Annotated in this window: 7 protein-coding genes; all 7 read left to right on the forward strand. The window is 32.4% G+C overall.

The window, feature by feature from the left end; all coding sequences use genetic code 11:
* The first annotated feature begins 6 nt into the window (after positions 1–6).
* Entirely contained in the window at positions 7–7,239 is a 7,233-nt protein-coding gene (gene sprA / locus WA327_RS07655) for a cell surface protein SprA (RefSeq protein ID WP_336068254.1), read from the forward strand.
* 64 nt (positions 7,240–7,303) lie between these two features.
* The gene (gene gcvH, locus WA327_RS07660; protein WP_336068257.1) at positions 7,304–7,684 is read left to right on the forward strand and encodes a glycine cleavage system protein GcvH; all 381 of its coding nucleotides are present in this window, start codon (positions 7,304–7,306) and stop codon (positions 7,682–7,684) included.
* Positions 7,677–8,042, forward strand: coding sequence for a VanZ family protein (locus tag WA327_RS07665; protein WP_336068259.1), 366 nt, complete (start codon positions 7,677–7,679; stop codon positions 8,040–8,042). Before gcvH ends, WA327_RS07665 begins: the two co-directional genes overlap by 8 nt.
* 58 nt (positions 8,043–8,100) lie before the next feature.
* Positions 8,101–8,817: an energy transducer TonB gene (locus WA327_RS07670; protein WP_336068261.1), complete on the forward strand. Its 717-nt coding sequence runs from the start codon at positions 8,101–8,103 to the stop codon at positions 8,815–8,817.
* A 110-nt stretch (positions 8,818–8,927) separates the two neighbouring features.
* Entirely contained in the window at positions 8,928–9,743 is an 816-nt protein-coding gene (locus WA327_RS07675) for an energy transducer TonB (protein WP_336068263.1), read from the forward strand.
* A gap of 111 nt (positions 9,744–9,854) precedes the next feature.
* On the forward strand, positions 9,855–11,990 hold the full coding sequence (locus WA327_RS07680; RefSeq protein ID WP_336068265.1) for a gliding motility protein RemB: 2,136 nt from the start codon (positions 9,855–9,857) through the stop codon (positions 11,988–11,990).
* 108 nt (positions 11,991–12,098) lie between these two features.
* A complete protein-coding gene (cyoE, locus tag WA327_RS07685; RefSeq protein ID WP_336068305.1) occupies positions 12,099–12,992 on the forward strand; it encodes a heme o synthase in 894 nt (297 codons plus the stop codon).
* Position 12,993: the final 1 nt, after the last annotated feature.

The following is a 12,993-nucleotide window of genomic DNA, read 5'->3' on the forward strand; positions in this document are numbered from 1 at the left end:
TTTATTTTGAATACAGCTCAACATAGTTTTTATAAATCCACACTAACTAACCTATTTACCACTTTTTTATTATTATTTAGTGTTGTTATTGTAGCTCAAGAAACTCCAGAAACAGAAACCGATAGTACCAAAACAGGCTTTAATTTAGGACAAATACAAATGCCTAATCCAAGCAGTATTGTTTCAAAATACACTTATGATGCTTTAACAGATAGATATATCTATACAGAGTCTGTAGGAGAGTTTAACATAAATTACCCAATAATTTTAACACCACAAGAGTATCAATCTTTAGTAGATAAAGAAAACATGCAATCTTATTATAAAGAAAAGATTGATGCTTATGATGGAAAGAAAGAAAACTCTGAAGAAGCTCAAAAAAACCTATTGCCAGAGTTTTATGTAAATTCAGGTTTTTTTGAAAGCATTTTTGGAGGAAATACTATTGAGTTTATCCCTCAAGGATCTGTAGAAATGGATTTAGGTATCCTTTTTACAAAGCAAGATAACCCTTCATTTTCACCAAGAAACAGACGTAACTTTACTTTCGACTTTGACCAACGTATTAGCTTAAGTATGTTGGGTAAAGTAGGGACACGTTTACAAGTAAATGCAAATTACGATACACAGTCTACGTTTGATTTTCAAAACGTAATAAAATTAGAATATACACCAACAGAAGACGATATCATTCAAAAAATTGAAGTTGGTAACGTTAATATGCCTCTAAACAACTCATTAATTTCAGGAGCTCAAAGTTTATTTGGTGTTAAAACGCAACTTAAATTTGGTAAAACAACAATTACAGGTGTGTTTTCAGATCAAAGATCAGACACAAGATCTGTAGTTGCTCAAGGTGGCGGAACTTTAGATGAATTTGACTTTTTTATTAGAGATTATGATGAAAACCGTCACTTCTTCTTAGCACAATATTTCCGTAACAACTATGATAAAGCATTAGAAAACTACCCGTTTATTAATAACAATATTCAGATTACAAGAATTGAAGTATGGGTAACAAACAGAAGTAATCAAACGCAAAATGTACGTAACGTCGTAGCGTTTCAAGATTTAGGAGAAACAGGTGTTATAGGTAATGCTGGTGTAAATGTTTATCAAGGTCCAAACGCATTTCCGGATAACGGAAACAACGGTTTAGATCCAACAATTATTGGGCAGCCAATGTCTCAATTAACAGATGCAGTAAGAGATATTGCTACCGTACAAAACGGAATTTTAATACCTGGTTTTAATGAAGGTTTTGATTTTGCAAAACAAGAAAATACCAGAAAGTTAATAGAAGGACAAGAATATAAAGTAAACACACAATTAGGATATATTTCTTTAAATCAAAGACTTAATAACGATGAAGTTTTAGCAGTAGCTTATCAATATACTGTTGGTGGGCAAGTATTTCAAGTAGGAGAATTTGCTAACGATGGTCTTGATGCAACAGATGTTAATACCAACTCTCAAGGTCAAGTAACTAATGTAACTAACAACGCATTAGTTTTAAAACTTTTAAAAAGTAGTATTACTAGTGTACAGCAGCCAATTTGGGATCTAATGATGAAAAACATTTACGATACCGGAGCTTATCAATTAAGTCAAGAAGATTTTAAGCTTAATATTTTTTATAACGAAGCTGCACCACTTAACTATATCACACCAGTAGAAGGTACATCTTTTCCTACTGTAGATTTAGATAATAATCCAACAACAGATGATGAGGTTATACAAGAAACTACGCTGCTAAGATTATTCAATTTTGATAAACTAAATTTTAATAATGATCCTCAAATAGGAGGAGACGGATTTTTTGATTTTGTATCAGGAATAACTGTAATACCAGAAAACGGTAAAATAGTTTTTACTAAAGTAGAACCGTTTGGACGTTATTTATTCGACTTATTAGATGATGATGGTAACCCAGGTGATAATGCTGCAGATTATGAAGCAGATACTTACACTAACCCAAACCAAGAAAAATATGTATATGACTTGTTATATAAAGCAACAAAAACAGCTGCTTTAGACGAGTCCGAAAAAAATAAATTCCAAATAAAAGGACGTTACAAATCGTCTGGTGGTGATGGTATCCCGATAGGAGGATTTAACGTGCCTAGAGGATCTGTGCGTGTGCAAGCAGGAGGAAGATTATTGGTAGAAGGTGTTGATTATACTGTAAATTATCAATTAGGTCGTGTATATATTATTGATGAAGGTTTAAAAGCTTCAAATACACCAATTCAAGTTTCTACAGAAAATAATTCAATTTTTGGTCAGCAAACAAAGCGTTTTACAGGAATAAATGTAGAGCATCGTTTTAACGAAAACTTTGTGGTTGGTGCAACCTATTTAAATCTTAATGAAAGACCAATAACGCAAAAAGCTAACTACGCAACAGAGCCAATAAACAATACAATTTTAGGTTTTAATGGTAACTTTTCTACAGAAGTTCCCTTCTTCACAAGATTAGTTAATAAATTACCAAATATAGATACAGACGCACCATCTAATTTATCTGTTCGTGGTGATTTTGCATATTTATTACCAGGTGCACCAAAGGGTACAAACTTCAACGGTGAAGCTACTGCTTATATAGATGATTTTGAAGGAACGCAAAACGGTATTGATTTAAAATCTCCACAAGCATGGGTTTTATCAAGTAGACCTTTAAACTTAAACAATACAACAGCTTTTGACGCTGTTGGTATAGAAAACGGTTACGGTAGAGCGATGTTAAACTGGTACTCTATAGATCCAATTTTCTACGGAAGTCAAAGACCAACAGGTATTTCAGATGATGATATGTCAAGTCTTTACACTAGTCGTGTGTTTATTAACGAACTTTTTCCTCAGCAAGACATTGCTCAAGGACAAACAACAGTTATCAACACTTTAGATTTAGCATATTATCCTGACGAGCGTGGACCATACAACTTTCAACCAGGTTCGGAAAACGGAAGCACGGTTAACCCGGAAGAAAGCTGGGCAGGAATAACTAGACAGATAACCTCTACAGATTTTGAACAATCAAATGTTGAATATATCGAGTTTTGGCTTCAGGATCCTTTTCAAGATAATCCATCTAATACTGGAGGAAAGTTATTTATAAATCTTGGAAGTATTTCAGAAGATATACTAAAAGATGGTCGCAAGCAATATGAAAATGGATTACCACAAGATGGTAATATTAGTTTACTACAGCAAACAGCTTATCAATCTGTAGTACCGCAAAACCAAGCATTAATTTATGCGTTTGATACGACAGGAGATGAAAGAACCAATCAAGATGTTGGTTTTGATGGTTATAATGATGCTGAAGAAGCGGCTAATTTTCCAGCAGGATTTTCAGGGATTGCAGATCCAGCAAACGATAATTATAATTATTATTTAAATGCAGAAGGCGACTTATTTGAGCGTTATAAGCAATATAATGGAGTAGAGGGTAACTCACCAGATTTCTTTAGTGATACAAATAGAGGATCAACAACGCAACCAGATGTTGAAGATGTTAACCGTGACAACACTATGAATACGATTGATAGTTACTATCAATATGAAATAGAAATTTCACCAGCAACATTAAACTTAGATAACGAGTTTATTGTTGATACTAAAAATGTCAACGGAAACAGTAACCCAAGAGTTTTACCAAACGGAGATACAGCTTACCCTAGATGGTATCAATTTAGAATACCTGTTAGCTCTGGTGAAGCTGTTAATGGTATAACAGATTTAAGATCTATTAGGTTTACAAGATTATTTTTAAATGGTTTTGAGCAACCAACCGTTTTTAGATTTGGTACTTTAGACTTAGTAAGAAGTGATTGGAGAAGATTTAGGTTAGCATTAGATGGCGGACCAGTAGATCCAACTTTTGAAGATACAGACTTTAGTGTAGGTGCAGTTAGTACACAAGAAAATGAAGGAAGTTATGTGTCGCCACCAAGTGTTGTGCCAGAGCAATTAAATAATAACAATACTATTGTTAGACAAAATGAACAATCTTTAGTGGTTAAAGTATGTGACTTGAAAGCTAAAGATGCTAGAGCGGTATTTAAAAATATTTCAATAGATATGCGTCAGTATAAAAAACTACGTATGTTTATGCATGCTCGTCAAGGAGAAACACCTGGTTTAGGAGACAATGAAATGGTTGGTTTTATAAGAATGGGTAACGATTTAACCCAAAACTATTACCAAATTGAAATCCCATTACAAGTTTATAATGGTGGTGGAGCAGCAGAAGATTATTGGCCTGAAGTAAATGAAATAAACTTAAAATTAGAAGTTTTACAACGTCTTAAAGCCTTAGCTATTAGTAACCAGACTTTAACAAGTGGTGATGCAACTTTTTATGATGTAGTTGGTGATGATTTAGTTGAAGTTCCTTTCTCTAACCAGTTTGAAGGTTATGTTTCAGGTCAACATCGTGTGGCAATTAAGGGTAATCCTAACTTTGGAGATATAAGAACCTTAATGGTTGGTGTTAAAAACGCTACCAACAATAATTTGTGTGGAGATGTTTGGTTTAATGAGCTAAGATTATCAGATATGAATAATGAAGGTGGTTGGGCAGCAGTAATGAGCGTTGATACTAATTTAGCAGATTTTGCAACAGTAAGTGCTACAGGTAGAATGAGCACTTCAGGTTTTGGAGATGTTAACCAAGGACCAAGTGAACGTAGCTTAGAAGATGTAAAACAATACGATGTTGTAACAAATGTTAACGTTGGTCAATTATTGCCAAAAAAATGGGGATTACAAATACCATTTAACTACGGTCAAGGTGTAGAGGTTATAACACCAAAATACGATCAACAATATGAAGATTTAGAACTTCAAACACGTATTGACGAAGCTGCAGATAGTGCAGAAGCAGATCAAATCTTAGAACAATCTGAAGAATACACAAAAAGAAAGAGCATTAACTTTATTGGAGTTAAAAAGAATAGAACAGGTGAAGCAAAACCACGTTTTTATGACGTAGAAAATTTAACATTAAACTACTCATACAATAAAACAGAACATAGAGATTTCGAAATAAAAAACTCTGTAGACAAACAAGTACGAGCAGGTGTTAACTACGCTTATAATTTTGAACCAAAAGTTATTGAGCCATTCAAGAAAAACGATTCTTTATTTACAGGAGAATATTGGCAACTATTAAAAGATTTAAATTTCAATTTATTACCTGCAAGTTTTACTGTAAACACAGATTTAAACCGTCAATACAACCGTCAAAAATTTAGAGATATAGATTTAGGAGGAAACAATATTGGTTTAGAAGAATTATATAGAAGAAACTATACTTTCGATTATCAATACAATATCAATTGGAATTTAACCAAATCGCTTCAGCTTAACTTATCTGCGTCAAACAATAATATTGTTCGTAATTATTTTAAAGACAATATTATTAACGGAGAGCCAGATCCAATGTTAGACGTTTGGGATGGTTTCTTTGATTTTGGTGATCCAAACCGTCAACAGCAACAGGTTGGTATAAATTACGAAATTCCTTTTAGTAAAATTCCAACACTAAACTTTATAAAAGCTACCTATAGCTACTCAGGGTTATACCAGTGGCAAAAAGGATCTGACCTGTTTGGTAATTTACTAGCTGATGATGGTAATACATACGATTTAGGAAATTCAATTTCTAACGGTAACACACATAATATTAATTCAACTTTAGATATGAACAAGTTGTATAAATATTTAGGTATTGCAAAAAAGAGAAGCCCAAGAGGTACCAATAGAGTAAGTAGAACACGTGGCGCGCAACCACCAACAGTTGCAGATAAGGAAACAAAAGCGAAACCAAAGAAAAAAGGTGATGGTTTTGGAGCTAAATTAGGAAACTTTGGTATCGGAATCTTAACTTCAGTAAAACGTATACAAGCTGTTTATAGTGAAACTAACGGGACATATTTACCAGGATATTTACAAACTCCAGGATTTTTAGGAACATCAAAACCAACATTAGGTTATACTTTAGGTAGTCAAAGAGATGTGCGTGATCTTGCAGCAAGAAATGGATGGTTAACAGTGTTTCCAGATTTTAACCAGCAGTATACATCTAACCAAACTAAACAATTAGATTTATCAGCTAATTTAGAACCAATAAAAGATTTAAAAATCGATCTAATTGGATTTAGAACTTATGCTGAAAATTACACCGAAAATTACCGTATAGAAAATAATGAGTATGTGTCTTTAACACCAAATACGTATGGTAATTTTAGTATTTCAGCTTTTACGTTGCCAACAGCATTTGGTAAAAGTGACGAGAATGGTTCTCAAGCATTTGACGATTTTAGAGCAAATAGAATTGAAGTAGCTAAACGTTTAGCAACACAAAGAGGAATTGACGTAACCGATCCTGCAAACTTAGACGCAGAAGGTTATCCTAAAGGCTTTGGTAAAACAAGTCAGCAAGTATTATTACCAGCTTTTGTAAGTGCTTATACAGGAAGAGGCGCTAACAAAACTCCGTTAGATGCATTAAGAGATATTCCAATTCCTAACTGGGATTTAAAATATACAGGTTTCATGAAGTTAAATTGGTTTAAAAAACGATTTAAACGTTTTTCTTTAACACATGGTTATCGTTCGACTTATACTATTCAACAATTTAGAACAAACTTAGATTACTCACCAATAGATTTCACGGTTGATTATGATTCTCAACCAAACGATGCATTAGATCAAGCAGGTAACTATAAAGCTAAAAGCTTATTAAGTGGTGTAACTTTAACAGAAATGTTTAGTCCGTTATTCCGTTTTGATATGGAAATGAAAAACTCTGTAAGAGTGCTTTTAGAGATGAAAAAAGACCGTATGCTTTCATTAAGTTTTGATAATAATTTAATGACCGAAATTGCAGGAAATGAATATATAGTAGGTTTAGGATATAGACTTAAAGATGTGCGTATTAAATCTAAATTAGCAGGACCAAGACGATCAATAGTTTCAGATTTAATAATGTCTGCAGACCTTTCAGTAAGAGATAATAAAACAATAATTAGATACTTAGACGTAGACAATAACCAAATCACAAATGGTCAAACCATTTGGGGATTAAAATACAATGCAGAATACGCGTTTAGTCGAAATCTAACAGGTATTTTCTATTTTGATTATACCTTCTCAGAATATGCTATTTCAACAGCATTTCCGCAGACAACAATTAGATCTGGTTTAACCCTAAGATATAATTTCGGAAATTAGTAATTCTTTATTTGAAATTACTACCCATTTAAATACATTTGTAGCAACTAAAAAAAAATAGAAGATGAATATTCCAGCAGATTTAAAATACACCAAAGACCACGAATGGGTAAAAATTGAAGGCGACCAAATTACAGTTGGTATTACAGATTTTGCTCAAAGTGAGTTAGGAGATATTGTTTACGTTGAAGTAGAAACTTTAGACGAGACTTTAGAAGCAGAAGAAGTTTTTGGAACCGTAGAAGCTGTAAAAACAGTTTCAGATTTATTTTTGCCTGTTGCAGGAGAAATAGTAGCTTTTAATGAGTCTTTAGAAGACGAGCCAGAAAAAGTAAACACAGACCCTTATGGTGATGGTTGGATGATAAAAGTAAAAGTTTCAGATGTATCTTCATTAGATAGCTTACTTTCAGCAGACGATTATAAAGCCATAATTGGTGCGTAAAATATTACCGTTACTTAGTATAGGATATTCAACAGTGCTAACTATTTTAAGTTTGTTGCCACATGTTGGTCCAAAAAATATGCCAAGTAATAGTGATAAAATATTTCATACAATTGCTTACATGTTATTTACCTTAGTTTGGTATTTAACTTTTAAGTTAAGTGCTTTTTCAGAAAAAGCTTTACAAAAAGCAGTAGTGCTAGCCATAGTCTTTGGCATAATTATTGAAATATTACAACATACATTAACACAGCATCGTGAAGCAGATATTAAAGATGTATTAGCCAATACGATAGGTGCGTTTTTAGCAGTTTTGATTATTAAATTAGCGTTAAAAATGAAAGTTAAAAACAACTAATACCTTGTTTTTTTAGGAAATAAATAGTTATTTTAGCATTCAGTAAAAATTACAAAGAATGGAACCAAAGAAAAATCCAGAAGCAAATGTAGGTCGTAACAGTAGTCTTTACCTAGCGGTAGGTTTAGCACTAATGATGTTTATATCATATACGGCAATAAACCATAAAACATATGATAAGGAAATAATTGATATAGGTCAATTAAACCTTGCAGATGAAGATATTGAAGAAATTCCAATTACTGAAATACAAAATACGCCACCACCGCCACCGCCACCACCAGCAGCTCCAGAAGTTATCGAAGTTGTTGAAGATGAAGAAGAAGTGGAAGAAACTGTAATCGAATCTACAGAAACTACTCAAGAAGAAGTTATTGTTGAGGTAGAAGAAGTAGAAGAAGTAGAAGAGGTGATTGAAGATGTACCATTCTCAATTATTGAAAATGTACCAGTTTTCCCAGGTTGTGAAAGTGGTAACAATGACGCTAAGAAAAAATGTATGTCTGATAAAATTAACAAGTTTGTACAACGTAATTTTAATACTGACTTAGCTCAAGATTTAGGTTTAGATTCTGGTATAAAAAGAATTTTCGTATCATTTAAAGTAGATACGCAAGGTAACATTGTAGGAATTAGATCAAGAGCGCCTCACCCAAGATTAGAGCAAGAGGCTGCAAGAGTAATTCAAAAATTACCAAAAATGAAGCCAGGTAAACAAAGAGGTAAGCCAGTAAACGTACCTTACTCTTTACCAATTACTTTTAGAGTAGAATAGTAAAACAACTATCATAAATTAAAAATCCCGTTACAATTGTAGCGGGATTTTTGTTTTTGGTATGTTTATTGTGATGTTTTCATAATATTAACATTTAAACTTTATTAATTATGAAAAATCTTAAAAAAGAGCACAATCTCATTCGCCAAAATGAGAAAAGTGTGCAGCATCCACAAAAACATGATGCAAATTTACAAAAAAACTCGACGTTGTATTTTCAAGTGGGTTTAATTCTTTGCTTATTGGCTGTTTATGGCGCTTTAGAAATGCGTTTCGAATCAACAGATTTAGCTGTTGTCGAAAATTCTGTAGTACCAGAATTTGAAACATACACGTTAGATCAAAAAAAGTACAAAATCATAAAGGAAGCGGTGAAAGTTGAAGAGCCTGCAAAGAAGCAACCACAACATGTTGAGGATCCAGAAATTATTGATAATGATGAACCTGATGAATTAGAGTCTACAGATTTTATCTCCGATGTAACAGATCAAACAACAGATGTTGATATAAATAAAGTGGATCTTGGAGATATTACTGTTGATGAACCTGAAGATCCTATAGAAGATGTTCCTTTTGTTAGAATAGAACAAGTTCCTGTATATCCTGGTTGTGAAAGTGAAACCACTAATGATGGACGTAAAAAATGTCTATCAGAAAAACTTTCAGCATTAGTTAGAAAAAAGTTTGATACAGGATTAGGAAGTGATTTAGGTTTAAAAGAAGGTATTCAAAAAATCTATGTTAATTTCAGAATAAATAAATCTGGTAATGTTGAAGTGTTACAAACACGTGCACCACATAAACTTTTAGAAGACGAAGCTAATCGTGTGGTTAATAAAATACCACAAATGAAACCTGGTAAGCAAGGTGGACAAGAAGTTTCGGTTTTATATACCTTACCTATAATATTTCAAGTAAGATATTAAACAGATACTATCATTTTTTAAAAGTCGTTATCGTAATAGATAGCGACTTTTTTTGTTTAAAGCTGTTTTAAAAAAAGCCTTATCTTTCAGCAAAATTTAAACCCAAAATAAATGAAGTCATTCATTTTAATCATATTCACTTTAGTAACGTGTTTAACCTACGCACAAAGCACAAGCTATAGTAGTAAACCACCAGTTTTTGAAAATTGTAAAAATCAAGAAGGTGCTACTCAACTTAATTGTTTTAATCAAGAGGTTTTCAACTTTATATTCAATAATTTTCAAACTCCAGAAGATATTGAATCTAACTATAAAGGTGAAATAGTTGTAGTTTTTGAAGTCACAGAAAAAGGAACTTTTAAAACAGTTTTTGTAGAAGCAAAACATAAATCTTTAAAGGAAGAAACGCAACGTGTTTTTAATGAGTTTCCTCAAATAGAACCAGCAACTTACAACGGTAATCCTACGTTTAGACAATATTCTATGTCTATTTATTTACCGTTAAACGAAGCTAATAAACCTTCAGATATTGAAGATTTTAGTGTTAATAACAATAATAATCAATCTAAAACTAATGAAATTGAGCAATTAACAGCTTTAGAAAAAAAGGCGAAAGCCGAATTTGATAGCGTCCAGAAAGCAGTAACAAAATATCAAAACAAAGAATACAAAAGTCAAGTAAACATTCCTTTTAGTCACGAAAATTATTTTCGTTTTGATCGTTCAATGAATTTAGTAGGCACCAATAGTCACACAGCATCAAAACCATATATGTATGAAGATGTTGAAAATTATTATGATTTTGAAGTAGAAAATGAAACTTTAAAACAAGATAGACAGACTTGGGCAGGACAAAAATTATGGAACGAGCATTTAGTACAATTACAAGGTAAGGATTATTGGTTTACAATAGATCCGGTTTTTGATTTGCAATTAGGAAAAGATACCGATGCAGAATTTGATTATACGTATAACAACACTCGTGGAGTTTATATACAAGGTGGATTAGGTAATAAATTTAGTTTTTCGGCAACGGTTTATGAAAATCAAGGTCGCTTTGCACAGTACGTCAATCAATATGCAGAAAGTTTAAAAGCATTTGGTCCTGATCCAGCTGTTATACCTGGTCGCGGTATTGCAAAACGATTTAAAGATGATGCCTATGATTATCCTGTAGCAGAAGGATATTTATCCTATTCGCCAGCAAAATTTATAAATGTGCAATTTGGTCATGGTAAACAGTTTATTGGTGACGGTTACCGTAGTTTGCTACAAAGTGATGTAGCAAGTCCTTATCCTTTTTTAAAGTTAAATACTAAATTTTGGAAAATTAAGTACACCAACACTTGGACGTGGTTAAAAGATGTAAGACCAGAAGCAGTCGTAGATGATGCATTTAGAACAAAATATATTGCAAACCATTATTTAAGTTGGAATGTATCTAAAAAATTAAACATTGGATTATTTGAATCTGTAATTTGGGAAAATACCAACGATAGAGGTTTTGATGTTAACTATTTAAACCCAGTAATTTTTTTTAGAGCCATAGAGTTTGAAACTGGTCAAGGTGCTGGTAACGCTATTTTAGGTGCTTCAGGAAAATATAAGTTTAACGATAATGTTAATGTTTATGGACAATTTATTTTAGATGAATTTTCGCTAAACGATATTAAAGGAGGAGAAAAAAGTTGGAAGAATAAATATGGGTTTCAATTAGGAGCAAAATATTACAATGCTTTTAAAGTGAAAAATTTAATGCTTCAAGCAGAATACAACCAAGTAAGACCATATACTTATTCGCACAATACAATTGTTTTAAATTATGCGCACAACAATCAGCCAATGGCGCATCTTTGGGGCGCAAATTTTAGAGAGTTAGTTTTAATTGGACGCTACCAAAAAGAACGTTGGTTTGGAGAAGCTAAGTTTATTACGGGCGTTAGAGGTTTTGATTATAACGATGGAACAGATAACTTTAGTTATGGCGGTGATATTTATAAAGACTATAACGATAGACCATTTGACACAGGTGTAGAAATTGGTCAAGGTATAAAAACAACATCTATAAATGCTAGTGCACAATTAGGGTATTTAGTTAATCCAGCATCTAATTTAAAAGCATTTGTTAATGTCAATTACAGAAATTTTAACCCAGAAGCCGAAACATTAAGCGTCTATAATAATAGTACCGTTTGGTTTAATTTTGGATTAAGAACAGACCTGTTTAACTGGTATTTTGACTATTAAAATTATTTAAATAAATGATATTAAAGCCTCAAGCTAAAAACCTTGAGGTTTTTTTGTGCTAAATAATCAATTAGCAGTATCTTTGCGCAAGCAAAAAAGTAACCTACAATTTTGAGTACAACAACAACGGTCGTAAAACATACAGCAATTTCAGATTTTAAAGAAATTACAAAGATGCGTTTATCGCTTAGTGTTGTTTTTTCGTCGGTTGCTGGTTATCTTCTTGGTGCAGATACTATCAGTGTAAAAATCCTAATCTTACTAGCTCTTGGTGGTTATTTTATGGTTGGCGCAAGTAATGCTTTCAATCAAATTATAGAAAAAGATTTAGATGCTTTAATGCATCGTACAAAAAATAGACCCGTTGCTTCGGGTAGAATGACTGTAAGAACAGCGTTTGTAATTGCGTGCATATTTACAATTTTAGGAATAGTTATTTTATATACTATTAATGAGCAAACAGCAATGTTTGGCGCAATTTCAATATTTCTTTATACCAGTGTTTATACGCCTTTAAAAACAAAAACACCTTTGTCTGTTTTTGTTGGTGCTATTCCAGGCGCAATACCATTTATGTTAGGTTGGGTTGCAGCTACAGATCATTTTGGTATAGAACCAGGTACTTTATTTGCGCTTCAGTTTTTTTGGCAATTTCCACATTTTTGGGCTATTGGCTGGTTTTTATTTGAAGACTATAAACGTGGTGGATTTTTTATGTTACCAACAGGAAAACAAGATAAAGGAACAGCAATTCAAATTATATTATATACAATTTGGACTATTTTAGTTTCAATTATTCCTGTATTTGGTTTTACAGGAAAATTAGAATTATCAATAGTAGCAGCAATTATTGTATTTGGCTTAGGTTTGGTAATGCTATATTATGCTATTCTTCTTTATAAAAAAATGACCGAAAAAGCAGCAAAACAACTAATGTTATCTAGCGTGCTTTATATAACAATAATTCAAGTTATTTACGTCGTAGACAAATTTTTAAGATAAA

This window comes from Mesoflavibacter sp. CH_XMU1404-2, assembly GCF_037029465.1.
Taxonomy (GTDB): Bacteria; Bacteroidota; Bacteroidia; order Flavobacteriales; family Flavobacteriaceae; genus Mesoflavibacter.